Origin of the sequence: Scytonema sp. HK-05 (genome assembly GCF_963872035.1) — a bacterium.
Lineage (GTDB): Bacteria > Cyanobacteriota > Cyanobacteriia > Cyanobacteriales > Nostocaceae > Kalymmatonema.
Window position 1 is genome coordinate 16,138 of the sequence record NZ_CAWMYC010000168.1, and the last position, 18,236, is coordinate 34,373.

The 18,236-nt window shown below is 41.7% G+C and carries 15 protein-coding genes; 2 read left to right on the forward strand and 13 right to left on the reverse strand.

The window, feature by feature from the left end; translation table 11 throughout:
- Positions 1-573 precede the first annotated feature (573 nt).
- From AACT52_RS38890 to grpE, 3 genes are read right to left on the reverse strand one after another with little or no spacing between them, the layout of a single operon-like run.
- The gene (locus AACT52_RS38890) at positions 574-1,800 is read right to left on the reverse strand and encodes a J domain-containing protein (RefSeq protein WP_073635596.1); all 1,227 of its coding nucleotides are present in this window, start codon (positions 1,798-1,800) and stop codon (positions 574-576) included.
- Between the two features lie 3 nt (positions 1,801-1,803).
- Positions 1,804-3,555, reverse strand: a complete 1,752-nt coding sequence (locus AACT52_RS38895) for an Hsp70 family protein (protein ID WP_073635597.1) — start codon at positions 3,553-3,555, stop codon at positions 1,804-1,806.
- A gap of 57 nt (positions 3,556-3,612) precedes the next feature.
- Positions 3,613-4,287, reverse strand: coding sequence for a nucleotide exchange factor GrpE (grpE, locus tag AACT52_RS38900; RefSeq protein WP_073635598.1), 675 nt, complete (start codon positions 4,285-4,287; stop codon positions 3,613-3,615).
- A gap of 453 nt (positions 4,288-4,740) precedes the next feature.
- Here grpE and AACT52_RS38905 point away from each other — a divergent pair, with 453 nt between their 5' ends.
- Positions 4,741-5,928, forward strand: a complete 1,188-nt coding sequence (locus AACT52_RS38905) for a SprT-like family protein (RefSeq protein WP_073635599.1) — start codon at positions 4,741-4,743, stop codon at positions 5,926-5,928.
- A 251-nt stretch (positions 5,929-6,179) separates the two neighbouring features.
- Here the strand turns inward: AACT52_RS38905 and treY are convergent, their stop codons facing one another.
- From treY to cax, 4 genes are all read right to left on the reverse strand, one after another.
- The gene (gene treY / locus AACT52_RS38910) at positions 6,180-8,975 is read right to left on the reverse strand and encodes a malto-oligosyltrehalose synthase (RefSeq protein ID WP_073635600.1); all 2,796 of its coding nucleotides are present in this window, start codon (positions 8,973-8,975) and stop codon (positions 6,180-6,182) included.
- A gap of 92 nt (positions 8,976-9,067) precedes the next feature.
- Positions 9,068-10,894, reverse strand: coding sequence for a malto-oligosyltrehalose trehalohydrolase (gene treZ / locus AACT52_RS38915; protein ID WP_073635601.1), 1,827 nt, complete (start codon positions 10,892-10,894; stop codon positions 9,068-9,070).
- 107 nt (positions 10,895-11,001) lie between these two features.
- Complete coding sequence (gene glgX / locus AACT52_RS38920; RefSeq protein WP_073635602.1) at positions 11,002-13,128, reverse strand: glycogen debranching protein GlgX; 2,127 nt, start codon at positions 13,126-13,128, stop codon at positions 11,002-11,004.
- 983 nt (positions 13,129-14,111) lie between these two features.
- The gene (cax, locus tag AACT52_RS38925; protein WP_073635603.1) at positions 14,112-15,185 is read right to left on the reverse strand and encodes a calcium/proton exchanger; all 1,074 of its coding nucleotides are present in this window, start codon (positions 15,183-15,185) and stop codon (positions 14,112-14,114) included.
- 519 nt (positions 15,186-15,704) lie between these two features.
- On the opposite strand from cax, the gene AACT52_RS38930 reads away from it, so the two are divergent.
- Entirely contained in the window at positions 15,705-15,863 is a 159-nt protein-coding gene (locus tag AACT52_RS38930) for a hypothetical protein (protein ID WP_158054956.1), read from the forward strand.
- A 4-nt stretch (positions 15,864-15,867) separates the two neighbouring features.
- On the opposite strand, the gene AACT52_RS38935 is transcribed toward AACT52_RS38930, so the two are convergent.
- The 6 genes from AACT52_RS38935 to AACT52_RS41685 form a co-directional block, all read right to left on the reverse strand.
- Entirely contained in the window at positions 15,868-16,302 is a 435-nt protein-coding gene (locus AACT52_RS38935) for an alpha/beta hydrolase family protein (protein ID WP_233154178.1), read from the reverse strand.
- Between the two features lie 76 nt (positions 16,303-16,378).
- Positions 16,379-16,621 carry a hypothetical protein gene (locus tag AACT52_RS38940; RefSeq protein WP_143172965.1) on the reverse strand — a complete coding sequence of 81 codons (243 nt, stop codon included), beginning with the start codon at positions 16,619-16,621 and terminating at the stop codon, positions 16,379-16,381.
- Positions 16,622-16,723: 102 nt separating this feature from the next.
- Positions 16,724-17,014, reverse strand: a complete 291-nt coding sequence (locus AACT52_RS41670; RefSeq protein ID WP_073635605.1) for a hypothetical protein — start codon at positions 17,012-17,014, stop codon at positions 16,724-16,726.
- Complete coding sequence (locus tag AACT52_RS41675; protein ID WP_443216687.1) at positions 16,995-17,198, reverse strand: hypothetical protein; 204 nt, start codon at positions 17,196-17,198, stop codon at positions 16,995-16,997. Before AACT52_RS41675 ends, AACT52_RS41670 begins: the two co-directional genes overlap by 20 nt.
- Positions 17,195-17,434: a hypothetical protein gene (locus tag AACT52_RS41680; RefSeq protein ID WP_073635607.1), complete on the reverse strand. Its 240-nt coding sequence runs from the start codon at positions 17,432-17,434 to the stop codon at positions 17,195-17,197. Before AACT52_RS41680 ends, AACT52_RS41675 begins: the two co-directional genes overlap by 4 nt.
- Positions 17,409-17,708, reverse strand: a complete 300-nt coding sequence (locus AACT52_RS41685) for a helix-turn-helix domain-containing protein (protein ID WP_073635608.1) — start codon at positions 17,706-17,708, stop codon at positions 17,409-17,411. The genes AACT52_RS41680 and AACT52_RS41685 overlap by 26 nt, the downstream gene beginning before the upstream one ends.
- Positions 17,709-18,236 lie beyond the last annotated feature (528 nt).

Genomic DNA, 18,236 nt, shown 5'->3' on the forward strand with positions numbered 1-18,236 from the left:
ATATGTTGCTAAGGTTAGAGGAAATTCTATAAATTCTTCAAATATATCAACTCCAGAGCGTTTGTGGGCAAAAAAATCCAAAAAAAGTTGGATGCTTAAAGTGATACGACTAGCGGCACCTCAAGTGTAAGAGAACTAAGCACTTACAATTTTATCCTGGCGATACCCAAAAATACGGTTGACTGCAAAAAGCTAGCAGTAAAAGTCATGCCTGAGGACTTGGTCAAGCGTCACGACCTTCTTACAGCAGTTTTCAATTCGGTAAAATACAGGTTGGCTGTAGGGGCACAGCATTGCTGTGCCCTTACTATGTGGTTTGTAGTCTATGCATATGAAAAGCGCTGTAATTATTATACAGTGATATAAATTACTCCCTTTCCGCCAGAAGAATACTTATTTTTTAACCGCACGAGGCAAGAGAGGACACTGAGAGAGGAGTAAATTATTATAGGTAATTTTAGATCGGGAAGGCAGTATATAAAACGTAGTGCATCTGAATCCCCAACGAAACTGCATTGTGATCTCTGAGTTCTGTCCAAGCTGGGTTTTTCTTCAACTGATCACTGAACCCTCTTAAGGTACACAAGCGACTTGCTCAATTCGGTTGAACAGTTCCGTGTTCAATCCATACACCACAGGATAGTAAAATTTTATTCTCTCAAGTGACGAAAAAATTGTGCTTGTCGGAGAAGCTAAAATTTCAGTTAGTATGTCATTCAGAAAAGTTTTTCTTTCAAGGGGTGAATCGTAAAAATCAAAATAATCAGCTAAACAAAATGCTGCTAGTCTTTGAAATCCTTGGATAATTAGGTAATCTTGGCTAAGGGTTTCATACTGGTTAATAGCTGATACGATTTCCTCAATTTTTACACAAATTTGTTTAATACCTAAATTACTTGTATCTAATTTTTTCGCTGCCTTGAAAAATTCAAAAACCGCTCTCCACATATTAAAATTAACTGATTTTGCAGCGATTTTTGCGATTTCAATTCCCAGATTCGCAAATCGGCTAGCAGCATATTGTCGTATTTCTAATATGTTTTCAGGTAGTAAAGATATTATTCTCTTGGCTATAACTTCAATTTGATGTAACTGATTATTACAAAAGTAAACACGGCAAATAAAGAAAAGAGCTTCAAAGTCATTATAATCAGCTTTCCCATCAGCACCAATAGCCAGTTCTGCCCAAGCCAATGCTTCTGGGTAATTCGTTTCGCTAAGGTAAGTTTCTGCTATCTCTAAATAAGGTGCAGAATTAAATGATTCCAAGTTAAGTGCTTGCTGATAGCATTCACGAGCATTATGATAAAGTTCAATATTACTCAATTCTTGCTCATTAAAATACTCAGCTTGCAGTTTGTAAGCACAACCCAAATTACTCCAATAGATTGCTACATCAGGGTTAGTTTTAGTTAATGCTTTGTAGACTTTTACAGCAAAATCCCAATTTTTAGTATGAATGTAACAAAGACCTAGTAGATTGCGAGCAGCATTCATTGTTGGTGCGAGGACAAGAACTTGCTTAAGTAAAGGAATGGCGGTTGACCATTCTTGTAGTTGAATGTTCTTTTCTGCTTGGTCAATCAAGTCTTTAATTTCGTCGCCGTGCTTCTGCATGGCATCATAATTTTCTCGCGCTTTTGGGTCAGAGAGCGTGTTATAAGCGACGCGAATTTGCTGAAACCGTTTTGGATCTTTTTCAGGAGAATATTTGCGAACTAACCGGAAGTAAGCTTGTTTGATTTCATCAGCAGATGCCTGAGAGGAAATCTCCAGGATATGATAAAATTCATATACCATTTGTTAGTCTTCCATGTCGTTTTCTAAGTCAAACAAGAAGTCTACAAGGCGATCGCCCACGTTTTGAATTTCTTCAATACTGTCATTCATCAAAGCTTTTTTCAGTTCCATAACAATATCAGACAGCGGCGACCTTTCCTGAGGGGGGATTCCAGCCATATACCGTTCTGCCTTATTGATTAACCCTTCGTATTGCTTTGCCTTGGCATTTTGCTTCCACAGTTCTTTGAGGCGAGAAGCAGCATCAGCTATATCTTTACTAGCCATGCGCTTGACTGAGTAACCGTAGGATAACTCTACACTTTTGTTAATGTTGGGAATGGTGGCTTTAAGTTTAGCTATCCCATTAATGTCATAAGAAAATTCTACTTCCACAGAATAAGGATGACCGTCAGCAGCGGGAGGAATATCTATAATTTCTGTGGCTATTCCTGTGTCAATCGCTTCATTGGGTAGCTTTGCGCTTCCTGTATTGTCTTGATAAAGACGAACTTCTAGCCGCTTTTGATCTGCTCTCAAAAGTGTGTAAGTTTTTTGAGTAGAATAAGGAATTGTTGTATTAGGCTCAATCAAAGGTTCGTAGGTCAGCATATATTGTCCGCCAACGTAACTCACCACTTCAATGCCCAATCCAAAGGGAGCAACATCGGTGAGAATAAGACCAGAATCTTCAGGAATGAAATTTTGAGCAAGAGCAGCATGAACAGATGCGCCAACACCCACAGCCAAGTCTGCACCAATATCAGGTGCTTTACCTTCTTTGCCAAACATTTCTGCGACTAATTGGCGAACAGCAGGAATGTAAGTTGTACCACCCACAAGTAATACTCGGTTGATAGCACTAGGGCGCAACTTTTTGGCATTCAGTGCTTGACGTATGCACTCCCGCGCCTTTTCTAACAGAGGTGCGATCGCCTCCTCAAATTCTTGCTGCGTTAGTTCCACCTCTAAGTCAATAAATTCACCATCTTGCGCTGCAAAATACGGTATTCGTACCTCATGCGATCGCTGTGTAGAAAGCACTTTTTTAGCTTTTTCTGCTGCTTCTTTGAGTGCGCCATGAGCTTTTTCAGAAATTTCTGCTCCAGGATTTTCAGCTTGAAATTTAGCCTTCAGCAATGCCATCATTGCCTCATCGAAATCTTTACCTCCCAACTGGGGATTACCAAAACTACACTTGACATCAAGAACACCGGCAACCATCTCCAATACGGTAATATCTAATGTCCCACCACCAAAATCAAAGACAACAAGCTGTTCTTCAATATCAATATTATTGATGCCAAAACTTAAAGCTGCTGCTGTTGGTTCATTAATCAGGCGAATAATTTTTAATCCTGCCAATTCACCTGCATTCAGTGTTGCTTGCCGAGCAGCATCTGGAAAGTTAGCTGGAACAGAAAGTACAACTTCTCGAATTGTAATTCCTAGTGCTTCTTCAGCATTTTCCTTAAGTTTACGAAGAATCAGCGCCGAAATTTCTTCAGGTCGATACTCTGTATCTAGGAGTTTCACTGTTTCTCCAGTTCCCATTTTCCGCTTGACTTCGCGAACTCCACGACCTGATACATCAACCCAACTGCGGGCATTTTCTCCTACTAAAAGTTCCCCTTTTTTATTAATAGCAACAATTGATGGAATAATAGCCAATTTTGTAGCAGGGTCAGGAATTGGAAATGATTCATTATTTCGGTAAACACAAATTTCAGATGTAGAAGTTCCTAAATCAATTCCAATAGCATAATTTTTTGTCATTGCTTAAATTACTCCTTTCCCAACGTAAAATTTTCACTATATTGGGCATTGACTACCTTACAACTCAGTTCCATTTTCAGGTTCTTGTAATGGTGATGCCACAACGACCTTCGCTTTTTCAATCATTTTGTCCCCAATTTTGTAACCCCAATTGACACATCTAACAATATTTCCTGGTGTGATATTTGATTCTTCCTCATCAATAGCTTCATGAAAATTTTCATTGAGTGATTCATCTGGTTGTGGAATTATACGCTCCATTCCTAAATTCATGACAATACGAGCAAATCCATCTAATATTCTATTTATTAACCGTGTATTTTCATCTGTTTCATAATCAACAGCCCTCTCTAGTAAACAAAAAAACTCGGTAGCAGCCTGTTCCCAATGATTAATTTTTCGTTGCAGTTCCCCATTTATCTGACGTTGCTCTATAAGCATTTTTTCCACAGAATTTCTAAAATCGTCAAGTTCTCCCAACGTTTGTTCAAGTTTATCGTATAATTCTTTAACAGCAGTACTGTTGTCGAGGATGGCGTTAGTATTTGTGTAATAAGTCCGTTGTAATTTTTTTTGCTCCTCTATATATTTATTAAAAGTTTCTAGTATACAATTTTCTAGATGCTTATTTAAGCTTTCATCTATAATTTTCTGTAAATTTTCCTGGATAGTTTCCCGTAAAATTTCATCAAAATTTTGCAAATTTTTATTGTTGAATTTTTTAAAATTCATTTATCTATCCTCATAAAAATTTTAATCTCTGTTATAGTGCTTCTCTGTTGCTTGCAATACACGGTTGTAGAAACGTAGCTACGTCTCTACATTATTCGTGGTGGTGTATATAATTCAAATGATAACCGCTATAAATACATAACATAATAGTTAATGAGATGAGCATCACTGCTAATAATAACTAATTGTTATGAAGGATAAAAAAACAATGAACGATTAGCCGATAGTCCTTTGGAAACATCAGTGATAGGATATATTTATACACAACTGCTTTACTTAGCCGAATAGTTCCTGCAAAAAAGAAGTTTATCAAGATTAAGCTTTTCTACCTATTTTGCTGATAAGTCGTGAAACACTGGTGAACTGAAAACTGTTCCTGAACTCAAGCCCTTATAATAGCTTTTTTATAGTTGCAGTGGGATTGGTAAAGGGTTTAGGCAAAAAGAAAACAGTATGGTACAAATTCGCGGAATCGTCAAAGCAGCTCAAGTAGCGCAAAATCGCTTGCAGGCTGGGATAGCACCTGGCGATGTTGCGGCTTTTAAAAAATTCATGACAAACTCTATCGAGACTATTGAGCAGTTCTGTGCTCACGGGAAAATGACACCAAGTCAGTTACCAACGCGATCGCGTCAGGCTTACTATTTTCTCAAGAGTATTGATTTGGACAACTTGCCTTTAGCTGAAACTCAGCCGACTCAAGATAAAGTGCAGACAATTCGCCTGAAGAACATCAAAACGCAACAAGGTGCAATTTTGCACAAGATTGCTAACTTAGCCTCAACTCCGACACCAAACACTGCTCAGATAGAAGAACTCGCTAAAACTTTGATTCAAACTGTTGCAGCGATTGAAAAAATTTGCGCTGCATCGCAAGCAACACCAGCCAATCTCACCCGTTCCTCACGTCAAATTTATGCATGGATGAAGTTTTTGACTTATGAACGCAACCTCCAACTTCATCTTCAAACAATTTATCGAGTCAAGCAAATTGCTGAAAAACTCTGTAAGATATATGCTCAGCCGCTCAATGTCGTTGTTGAGTTAACTCATTTAACCGGGATATATAAATGCAAACGCTCTTTGGTAGAAGCGACTCTCACACTTAGCGAAGGTTTCATCAATGCTAGTGATGAAACTTTGGAAGCACTCGTGAAAGCAGCTTTGTTTGGCAAGTGTCAACAAACGACGCGGCTTATTAGAGATTATGCAGCAAGCGAAGAATATAGCTCTGTATTGATAGAGCTTGATTTAATAACTGAAGTGATTGTAGAGAATGCAAGAGGAAAGTGCTATAACCTGGATGAGTTATTTGACAAAGTCAATCGTGAATATTTCGCTTCTTCTTTAGTCAAACCACGTCTCATTTGGAGCCAGATTAACACTTATCGTAAGTTGGGTCATTATGAGCCAGCAAGAGACAGAGTGATGATTGCTTTGACTCTTGACAATGCAAAAATTCCCGAGTTTGTGGTTGAGTTTATCTTGTATCACGAACTGCTGCACAAATCGCACGGCGCTACATGGGTGAATGGCAGAAGAATGGTTCATACGCCAGAGTTTCGCCGGGATGAGCGTAAATTTAAGTTGTACAAAGAAGCCGAGGAATCGCTGAAAAAATTGACATCATATTTAATTTAAAACCACAGATGCACACAGATTAGGGATTTAGGGATTTCCAACAAATAAATTATCCAATCTTGTGGGGTGGGCATCTTGCCCGCCCAATTTATAGGACGGGCTAGAAGCCCATCCCACAAAAAAGTTGGATATTTTTTAATTTGGAAGTCCCTGAACACTAGTTATTTATCTGTGTTCATCTGTACGGCAGTTGCTACAACGGGGGGAACCCCCGCAACGCACTGCCTCGTCCATCTGTGGTTTCATTTTCATTACTCTTGGCTAACCAGCAAAGCCACAGGGAAATGTTTCAGCGCTTCGCCAATCAGTAGAGTGCCATTAGCTTGAACTGGTTGCTCAGTAATCGCATCTTTCCACGCTGAAGCCCCTGCTGCTGGTAACTTCAGGCTTGTGTCATCCCAAACTTGTTGTCCCAAGGGATACTCTCCGGGCTGAATTAAACTGGTGAAGAAGCGCGGAGCAATAGTAACGATCGTTTTATTACCATCGCTTCTTGCAAAAGCAACAATATGTTCTTGAAACTTGCCGCTCACCTCTAGAGGTAAGTAGCTGCCTTTCTCAAAAACTTCTAGAGACTCTCTTCTGGCTTTTAAAGCTTGATTAGTTAGGAACAGCTTGATTCTGGCATCTTCTTTATTCGCCAGTAATTCATCTATCAACTTGAGAATATCTGTCTTGGCTTGCTCCTTAATTGCTTTGAGATAGGACTGCCGAATTTCATAGTCAACCGGACGGCGATTATCAGGATCAACCAAACTGAAATCCCAGAGTTCGGTTCCTTGATAAAAGTCTGGGATTCCAGGAGAAGCAATTTTCAGCAAAGCTTGAGACAAAGAGTTGAAAATGCCATAGTAAGCAACCCGTTTCTGAAAAGGCACAAATTCTTTTAAGAAAGGATTGTCTTGCGAAGGTTCCAGAACCGCTGAGACAAAATCAATGAAGGCATTTTCATAAGTGCTATTTTGCCGCAGCCAAGCAGTGTAAACTTTCGCTTCTCTGATAGCTTTGAGCAGATAATCTTTCACGCGCTCAACACAGCTTGCGTACTCATGTTCAAAAAACGGATAAGCCCCAACAAGCGTCTGGTAGAAAAGATATTCATCGTTCCTGTCTGGCATAGTTAAACGCTTGACGGTCTTTTTATGGGAACGATTGATTTCACTCCAGGTGCGCACTTGTTTTTGCCATTCCTCAGGAATCTCGGAAAGGACATTGAGCCTTGCCCTGATATCTTCACCCCGTTTGGTATCATGAGTTGAGCTAGCACTCATTGCCAGAGGCCAACTGTCTTGGCGTTTTTGATTGAAGTCATGAAACTCTGAAGCGCTAATGCCAAAGCGCCCAGGTTCGCTCCCAACTTCGTTTAAGGCAATAAAGCGGTTATAGACGTATAAAGCTGTGTCTTCAACCCCTTTCGCCATTAAGGGTCCGGTGTACTGTTGCAATCTCATGACAAAGTACAGCCACTGGTCTTTCTCTGCTTGAGTCAGAGAATCATCGTATTCCAGCAACAGCAATTTCTCGATAAAGTTCAATTCATTTTGCAACAGTGGTGTGTTGGCTTTGGCTGCTTCAATCACTTCCTCGATATAGGGGCGATCGCTTTCGGATATACCCTCTTGATTGATATAAGTTCGGTAAATGGGAAAGCGAGTGAGAACTTCTGCCAGCGCTCGCTTCAAACCATTGATTGTAAAGTCATTGCCATAGCGATACTTACCCGATATCTTCTTTAAGAGAAAAGCCAGGTTATCAATATCACCTGCTAAATTTCTATCTATGATCAGCTGCTTTTTCTCTGGGACAATTTCCTCAAATGTTCTTCTACTTCCTGTGAAATCCGAGTAGATTTCAGTAAACTTATCTTCATTGTCAGTTTTACAGAAAATTCCATTGAGATAATTTAAGTAATCATAGCCAGAAGTACCTTGAACTGGCCAGTTACTTGGTAAGTCTTCTCCAGGCTGCAAAATCTTTTCAACAGTTATGTAAGTATCCCCTGTTTTTTCTTTCAGCCTCTCTAAATATTGTGTTGGGTCATACAGACCATCAATGTGGTCAATTCGCAAGCCAGTAAACTTACCTTCATGCACTAGCTTACAAATCAAATCATGGGTATTATTAAATACCTTTAATTCTTCTATCTTGACTGATATCAACTCATTGACGGTAAAAAATCTTCTATAATTCATCTCTTCAGCCCCTACTTTCCAATAAGAGAGGCGAAAAAACTGTTCAGTAAGCAGACTATCTAAAAGATTAAAACTTTCTGGCTTTCCTGGTTCACCGTTAAAAAGTTGTAAATTCTCATCAATAAATGTTCTGACATCATCATTATCCGTATAAAGCTCCCAAAGAAGCCCTTTAACAAAAGCTGCTTGGTCTTGTCTTTGCTGAGCTGTAGCCTCCGAAGGAATATTTTTTACCATGTAGAGGATACCAAGCAATCTCACAAAGATTGGATGCTTTCTACCTAAATTTTTGGCTAATTTGCCTAAATTTTGAGTCAAAAATTTGGCATAAGACTCTAGTTTGAGAGGCAGCTTTAAATTATAATAATTAACATTCAGCCCGCTCTCATCATACTTCAATTGAATTTCACCATTCTCCAAAGAATCTCCGTAAAAGTTGCCTAGCAACGGAGCCAAAATCGGTTCATGACTACTAGCAAAAGGAGAATTCCAGGCGAGATCAAAGTAGTCAACATAGTTTGAATCAGGACCATTTTCCAGCACATCCATTAGATACTTATTTTCGCTGTCATAAGCCATATGGTTGGGGACAATATCCTGCAACCAACCGATGCTGCGCTGTTGTAAATCCTGGACTAAGGCTTCAAAAGCTTCCTGGGTTCCTAATTCTGGATTTAATACAGTGGGATCAACAATATCATATCCGTGGGTACTTCCTGCTCTTGCTTTAAAGATGGGAGAAGCATAAAGGTCAGAAATTCCGAGTTCCGCTAGATAATTTGTAATTGCTTTTGCTAAGTCAAAGCCAAATGCGGAATTGAACTGAATTCGATAAGTTGCTGTTGGAATTCTCATATCAGTTACCAGTTATTATTTATCATTTATTATTTCTCAAGTTTCAAGTATCAGCGAACAAAGATAACTGCTCGCTGATTCCTGTTTACAGATTACTGTCCACTGCTTTCGTAAACTGCGAAACTCTGAGAACGCAGGGTTAATTCTTGTCCATTGCTCAGTTTTTCTGGTAAAAGGGAACCAGAACCTTGCCACTTTTCATCGGCAGAATCTAAAATTTTCCGACCGCCGTTAACCGGAAAGTTAGGGGTAAAAGTGGAATCGCTTTGGTTAAAGTTCATGAGGCAAAGTATTTGGTTATCTTCACTCCACCTGCGCCACCACACAATTTTCTCAGCTTCAAGAAAGCCTACTTCCATATTTTGGCGCTCTCGTTTCACTAAAGCTGGAATTGTGTTTCGTAAAGAGATGAGGTGTTGATACAACGACCAAAGAGCTTGGTGTTTTCCTTCTTTGCGTTTTTCCCAATTCAACTTGCTCTTGAGAAAGGTTTCAGTAGATTCTGGATCGGGCGGTTCTCCTTGAGCATGAAATGCAGCAAATTCTTGTTTCCGCCCTTGCCTAACTGCTCTAATTAAATCGGGATCAGAGTGACTGACAAAGTAGATAAAAGGTGCGTCTTCCCCATACTCTTCACCCATAAATAAAAGAGGAATATATGGAGAGAGTAACAGAGCACCAGCAGCTAGTTTCTGAGCCTCAAAGGATACGAGGTGCGATAACCGCTCACCCAGCATTCTATTACCGACTTGGTCATGATTCTGGATACAGATGACAAACTGATTGAAAGGGCGATCGCCCGCTGAGTTCCCATGAAAGCGTTGGCGATGGGGTGAATACTTCCAGTCATACACAAACGTATCCTGGTAAGCCTTTGCCAGGTGTTCGCACTTGCCAAAATCTGAGTAATACCCTGTCTGTTCCTCTGTGAGCAACGCGTGCAGGGCATGATGGAAGTCATCGCTCCACTGCGCGTCAATTCCGTGTCCCCCTGACTCCACAGGACGAACCACTCGGGGATCATTTAAGTCACTCTCTGCAATCAAATAAAGTTTTCGCCCCTGTTGCTGCCCAAGATCTGCAACATTTTCTGCCAGTTCTTCTAAAAAATGTTTAGCGCCTAAATCGTAGATTGCGTGAACGGCATCTAGACGTAGCCCATCAATATGATAATCCCGCAGCCAGTACAGAGCATTTTGAATAAAAAAGTTACGCACATTATCGCTTTGGGCATCATCAAAATTCATGGCACTGCCCCAAGGAGTGCGATAAGTCTCCGTAAAATAGGGACCAAAGTGGCTCATGTAATTGCCTTCTGGACCAAAGTGGTTATAAACCACATCCAGAATTACCGCAATTCCCTGTTGGTGACACGCATCAACCAGACGCTTTAACCCATCGGGACCACCATAAGAGTTTTGGACTGCAAACGGATAAACGCCATCATAACCCCAGTTGCGATCGCCCGGAAATTGAGCCACTGGCATGATTTCTATCGCGTTCACCCCTAGCTCTTGTAAATCCTTAAGTCGGGAAATAATTGCCTCAAAAGTTCCTTCCGGGGTGAAGGTACCAACGTGCAATTCGTAAATAATCATGCTTTCTAAAGGAATGCCAGACCAATTGCTGTCATTCCAAGTAAAGCTGTGATCAATCACCTGTGAAGGACCATGTACATCCAAAGCCTGGAAATTTGAGGCTGGATCGGGTCTCGATTCCCCATTATTTAATTGGTAGAAGTACTGTGTTCCTGGTTGAATGTCATCAGTAGTAAGGTGCCAGTAGCCCCCTTCCTGCTGCTGCATGGGGACTATGCGTTCCTGGGGCGAGACTATTTTTACCGTAGCTGCTTCTGCATTCGGTGCCCAAACCCTAAATTCACAACGACTGTCACCTAAATAATGAGCGCCAATTCTCATACGAAGTCCTGAGTCCTGAATTGAAGAATTCTGAGTGAGGGAGATCAGGAAAACGAGGAAGAATAATAGTTGTTCTTTTGCTTCCTCATTTTCCTAGTCTCTTGCGTTTATCCAAACCGACGTAGTACGACCATTGAGCGAGCTACAACTGGCACTGCTTGAGTCCCCGTGTAACGTCTTTCCTCTGTAACGAAGCGAGGCTCCTTCGTGTCAATCACAACATCCCATTCTCTATGCTGCATTCCCTCTGGTAGGGAAAACTCTATCGTGTCATAGTGGGCGTTAAAGAATAGGAGAAAACTATCATCGCTGATGCGCTCGCCTTTAGGACCAACACTGGGAAGTTGGTTGCCATCCAAGAAAACTCCAACCGATTTAGCATAACCAACGTCCCATTGTTCCTGAGTCATCTCAGAGCCATCAGGGTTAAACCAAGCGATATCACTGATACTCTTTCCGTAGATCGGTCTGCCTTGAAACCACTTGCGCCGCCGAAACACTGGGTGCTGTTTTCGGAAGTAGACTAGCTCGCGGGCAAAATTTACCAGATCCTGGTTTCCCTGTGGCAACTCCCAATCGAACCAGGAGATTTCATTGTCTTGACAATAAGCATTGTTGTTGCCCTTTTGAGTCCGCCCAATTTCATCTCCCCCTACTATCATCGGGATACCTTGGGACAGCATCAAAGTTGCTAAGAAGTTCCGTCGGAGGCGTTCCCGCAATTCCAACACTTCTGGATCATCGGTTTCACCTTCAGCCCCACAATTCCAAGAGCGGTTGTGGCTTTCCCCATCCCGGTTGTCTTCCCCGTTAGCTTCGTTGTGTTTCTCGTTGTAGCTCACAAGGTCGTTCAGGGTAAAGCCATCGTGTGCTGTGATGAAGTTAACACTCGCATTAGGTCGCCGTCCGTTCAACGCATACAGATCCGGGCTACCCGTGAAACAGTAAGCAAATTGTCCCAAGCTTTCATCAATACCACGCCAGAAGTCCCGCACCGTATCGCGATACCTGCCATTCCACTCAGACCACAGAACTGGGAATTGACCCACTTGATAACCACCAGTTCCCAGATCCCAAGGTTCGGCAATCAGCTTTACACCAGCCAGCACAGGGTCTTGGTGAATAATGTCAAAGAAAGCTGCCAGACTATTCACTTCATAGAGTTCTCGTGCCAAAGCCGAGGCTAAGTCGAAGCGGAACCCATCTACGTGCATCTCCAACACCCAATACCGCAAGCTATCCATGATTAATTTTAGGACTTGCGGTTGGCGCACGTATAGAGAATTACCGCAACCTGTATAGTCCATGTAGTAACGCTGGTCGTTCTCTACCAGACGGTAATAAATGGCATTATCGATGCCTCGCAGCGTGAGTGTAGGACCTAAATGGTTGCCTTCTCCCGTATGGTTGTAGACCACATCCAGAATGACCTCAATTCCGGCACGATGCAGTGCTTTGACCATCTCTTTGAACTCAGTAACCTGCTCTCCCACTGTTCCAGATGAACTGTAGCCGGAGTAGGGAGCAAAATAATTGACCGAGTCATAGCCCCAATAATTCTTTAACCCCTTGCTAACAAGATGTCCCGGATGCGACAAAAAGTGATGCACGGGCATAAGTTCAACTGCTGTGATCCCAAGCCTTTGGAGATGTTCAATTGCTGCGGGATGCCCAAGCCCAGCATAAGTACCGCGTAGTTCTTCCGGCATATCTGGATGCAGCTTGGTAAAGCCCTTGACGTGAGTTTCATAAATCACAGTTTCGTGCCAAGGGGTTCGCAGCAGATCGTCACCCTCCCAATCAAAGGACTGATCGATCACAACAGACTTTGGCATCAAATGGGCGCTATCTAGTTCTGAGAAAGATAAATCCTCTTCAGGAGAGTCCCAAGAGTAGCCAAAAAGTTCTGGACCATTGCCAATGTCGCCATCAATCGCTTTCGTATATGGGTCAATCAGCAGTTTATTAGGGTTGAAGCGATGACCCTCGCTTGGTGAATAAGGACCATGCACTCTATACCCATACCGTTGTCCTGGTCCTACTCCTGGCAGATAACCGTGCCAAACGAAGTTGCTTACTTCAGTCAGGGCGATGCGTGTTTCATTATCTTCTTTATCAAATAAACAAAGCTCGACACCTGTTGCGTTTTCCGAAAACAAAGCGAAGTTTGTACCTTTACCATCCCAGGTTGCCCCTAAGGGATAAACGTTACCGGGCCAGAGCGCTACGAACATAGATAAATCTCGAATAAAACTTTAGTTGTACAAAAAACTTTGAAGCGCAGCTTCTGCTCATTATTTGCTACAAACAATTCATTTTGAGTCTACCTTTAGGAGGATGTTCTGAGATGAAACTAGGTAGAAATCTCCATTGTGTAGATATACGTCTTTGGAAATAAAGAGCTTTGTTGTAGCATAACACTAGAACTTAGCGTACTAAATTCTTATTTGCCCTAATTGGTAAAAAATGCTACAGAACTAACACTTTATGATTGCGTTTGCAAACCATTCCAAAATTCTGAAACGCCTGGAGATTAACTACAAAAGCGTACTTTGTGTATGGTCTTGTGGTTTGCATAACTGCATAACTAACGAGAACAGCGCAAATCTTACACATGACAACAACAGGGAACTATTAAACAGCAGATGCAGCAATGATCCCCTTGCCCCAATGTCTGCATATACATGACATTGCCCATCACTAACAATCCTGCGATTTCGCAAAGCGCAGTGCCTTTTGGGCGATGGCGCAAAGCCCAGCATCGGAGGCGATCGCATAGATCAACCAATTCGGGTAGTCATACCATCATGCTTTAAATACTTGCTTGATGGAGTTTGTCTGCTAGTAGGCACGAAGGAAGTTAATTTTGGAATGCCTGAAAACATTTTATTTTTCCATAAATAAATTCAGCAATTATTATATTTTCTTACAGTAACTTGAGCTTAGTATTCCTTTGTCAGCCCTAAGAAAGAAGAATTTGGTATGCTACTGGATGGTTATTTTTTGAAAAAAAATGTGTTCTAAATCACAAAATCCTGGAATACTATCTTTACTACTTACTTTACTACTTAAACTTTTTTCATCCGCCATTGCTGAAAGTAATATTTGCTACATCACTTCTGAAAAATTTCTGTGTTGAGACAAATGGTATAAATTCAAACTGATTTTTTTTTGGAATGATAACAGATTAATTATTCATAACAAATGAGAAATCAACTTATGGATGGAAGTAAAACGCTGTTCCTAAAACAGTATAAGTGATCAGTAACAAAACGCCTTCTAACCAATTGGAACGACCATCGTTGCTAATTGAATTTGTAATCAATACAGCCATAGCAACGGCTACAAGTTCAAAAGGATTAAAGCTTAAATTCATTGGTTGACCCAATACCCAACCAATCAAAACTAAAATAGGAGCTACAAACAGGGCAATTTGTAAACTAGATCCTATAGCTACAGCAACAGCCAAGTCCATCTTATTTTTGGTGGCGAACGTGATACAAGTTATATATTCTACGAATCCGCCAAAAAGAGGAATAAGGATTACACCTGTAAATAGACTAGTCAAACCTAGAGTAGAAATAGCTTTTTCCAAACTTTCAACAAGAATATCAGAGACGAATACAAGTCCTAAAGTACAAGTTAATAAAACAGCAACCTGTAACCCTAAATTAACTTTATGTGTATTGGATTCATTACTATCATTATCAACATCTCCAAGAAAATCTGTAGGTGTAGAAGTTTTCATTGAGAATAATAGCATTAAACCGTAAAAAATAAGTAATAATATTGATGCTGCGTAGGAAAAATAATTTAAAGTGGAGGGCGGCAAACCATCAGAAGTAAATTGGATGGCAGCAGGTGTTAACAAAACAATTACCGCTAAAGTTAAAGAAGAACCATTGAGACGAGCTACAGCAGGTTGAAAACTTTGTTCACTGAAGCGCAACCCGCCAACGAGAATAGCAAGCCCTAATGCTAAGAGCAAATTGGCAATTATTGAGCCTGTTAAGCTAGCTTTTACCACATCAACTAAACCAGCCCGTAGAGCAACAATTGCGATAATCATCTCAGTAGCATTGCCAAAAGTAGCATTAAGTAGACCTCCTAAAGATGGACCAATAACAGTTGCAATCTCTTCAGTCGAGTTAGCTATCAACGCTGCCAAAGGAATAATTGCTAGACCAGAAGTAACAAAGATGATTAAAGGATTTAAATGCAGTGATTGTGCAAGAATTGAAATTGGCACAAAAACCAGCATCGATAATAGAAGTATATTTTTATTTTTCATAACGAAAAGTGTATAAAGTTTCTGAATTTGCGGAGCAATATGAGGCACCTAACCTTTGAGAGTAAGGGACTTAAGTCTTGATAAGTCGCCTCAACCACAAAAAGTTCCTGTCATGCCAAGCGAAGTACTAGTGTTATCAGCATCTCTAGCCAGTCTTGCAGTTGTTGCAAAATCTTGTACTCTTCTTTATAGATTCTTTATGGATTGTCTGTTTATCTGGTCTACTGTGGTTAATCATGAAATTATTACTTGCATTGCTGATAATTCATTGAAACGCAACGCAACCATAAATCTCTCTAGCACCAAAACAGTTTGCTTACTAGACGTCGTTGGTACGCGTTGACAGAAGCAAGATATAACTCTCTTTGCTCTGGTAATGCATCTATCTATAGTAAACTTCTAGTAAAAGTCTAAAAACTCTTGATGTCAGTCTGGTATCTAAGCTTGTTGCACGACGTACAGAGTGGCTAACCATATTGCTTGAGGGTAAGCTCGTCTAGTGTAGATGGTTGCCTATTGATGGCTATGGCAAGAGCGATCGCCCAAAGGGCGGCTCCTCCGGAGCATAGCTTTCTTAGTAGCCGAGACGCTACCCGCCAAGAGTCCCTGTTTGCAGGATTTACGGCGCTGGGGTTCTTTACATTGGACAAGAACAGAATTTTACTCCAGTTGCTTTGAGTAGTTAAGACAAACTTGCTGTAGGAGGATTCAATTGTTGAACAATCCAATCTCTAACTACTAGGTAAACTTCATCAGCCACTTCATCAAGACCATGAGTAGCATTGGGATACAAAATCAGACGCTTGGGTTCAAGGGCAATATCATAGACGTGTTCCGAACACTGAGGCGGTAGTACTTGGTCGTTGGTGCCATGCATCAGTAACAACGAGAACCGCGTTGCAAGTTCAGTGGCAGGCTCTGTACCGTATGACTGCGTAGCTAGCGTAACAACAGTACGCACATCTGGGGACTGAGCAGCAGCTTGGATAACCACTGCACCACCAAACGAGTGACCAACCAAAGCAAACTCTTTGATACCCTCATCCTGCAAATATGTAAGACCTGCTAAAACATCTAAGATAGATTCCTCCAAATCTGTTGGATTGCGGTAGCGCACTCGCAGAGAAGCTATGCCTTCTTTCCTCAGAACCTCACAGAGCAACGGGTACAGTCTACGAACGGGTGTATCCCAGTCACCACCGACACCCCCAACCCAAATTACCGCCTTTTCGGCAGCCTCTCGCGGATAGTAGCGACAATGAATAGTACCTCGGCTCGTTGTCAGTTAATACTTCTGGTTTCCATGCCATCCATAATAGCGATTGCCCGAAGGGCACTGGGCAGAGCGCAATCGCTAAATCATATTCATGCTCAAACATCCGTCCTGCGATTTCATGAGTCTTAAGTTGATGCCATTCATCCTCAATCCTATTCATGTGTGAGCAATATTGGGGCAGAAAAAACAGGAATAAGCCGTTTCATTCAAACCGGAAAAACTGCGGTGCCTCATTACTAAGCGCGTTACTAAGCGCGTTCCTTTAGCGCCAACGATCTAAGCGCTTTGATGCCCAAACCTGAGATTTTGGAGGCATGCAGCAGTATTTATACATGGGCGGTTTTTCCTCTGGCTCGGCAGATTTTTCAATCGTTGTGACCCAACCCTTGTTCTGCCAACGTTGCCACTGCTGCTGAGTTAAATGACTGGTATGTAAAGAGCCATTGTCTTGGACAATAACAGTCAATCTCCCTGTTTGGGTAAGTGTCTCAAACGCTTTATCGGCAATCCAGTCGATGACTTTGATGTAACTTTCACGCTTTGAAACCACCATAGGCAAGTGCGTATTCAAAGCTATTGTCCGGTTGCCATAGTCCCAAAATGCTGATACGCTTGCCACGTCGCTGTGTCTGCTCCAACCGTTTTTGCGTTCCAATCCGACTGTAACTATAGCTGACTGGACTCCACAAGCAACAGCCTGATTCCAGCGCGATACTTGAGTTCGATGTGACCATCATCTGCCGCCAATTGAGCGCGTGTCCAAGTCGGCTTGTTTCAACCGCTTTTGTTCAAGATCTTGTTTGCCTCGATGACTATGCCGAGTACGCTTCCATCGAAAGCCCTTTTTTGAAGTATAATGTCGCAACCGCCTCGGGCTGAGCTGAAACTGACGTTCCTGTGTCAGCTTTTGTGCCAATTGAGGGCTGCTATAGGCACGAGGGTCTTGCTCAATCCACTGTTCTACAGTTTGCAAATCCTCTTGTTGCCATCAACGCGATCGCTCCTCTTCCCGGCGGTTTCCATAACCCCCCTAAGCCATTGCTTTCCCAGCGTTTCAGGGTTGCCCTAACTGTATGCTCGTGACACTCAAAAATCTTAGCAATAGCGGGCACTACCCATCCTTGAGCGTTGAGTCGCAACATATGAGCGCGAGCGCGTGTACCTTGAGGTACTGTAGTCGCAACCCGTAATTCTGATAGGGTGCGGTCTTCTTCACCAGACAATAGGATGTGACTTGGTGCAGGCATATAGAGCGCTGACTCAAGGAATCTATACCTTTTCCCTATCTTACATTTCATTGAAGCCATCTACTTAGTACTACTAAGTTGCGTTCATACATGTTAACCCTTTCTCCCTTCTCCGCCTTGTCTCCTTTGTCCCAACAACTGCCTCATATCTTGGAACGCAACTCTGTATGTATAAAGACTAGCGAGCAAACCGTTAACAGTGGTAAGAGCTACCCAAAAAGAAAAACTCGTGCAGCAATCATGCTGAAGTCCGCTTTCCAGCCCAAACAGGCAAAATTTACTTGTTATGGTAAAAAAGTGTTGAACAAAGCAAAGCTCCAAGACACGCTGAACCAAAAAAAGAGTGTCAGCAACAAGCAAGCTTCAAAATTTTGAGCTATTTTAGATAAGGAGTGGCACAAAAGCGCACTCACTAGCCGAAAAAATCAAGGGTCAGAAAAAAGTTTGAATTGCCCCTTGACAAAAAAAAAAGTGGTGGCTAGACTAGATTAAGTGTGAAGAAAGAAAACACACGCCGAACCAAGACAA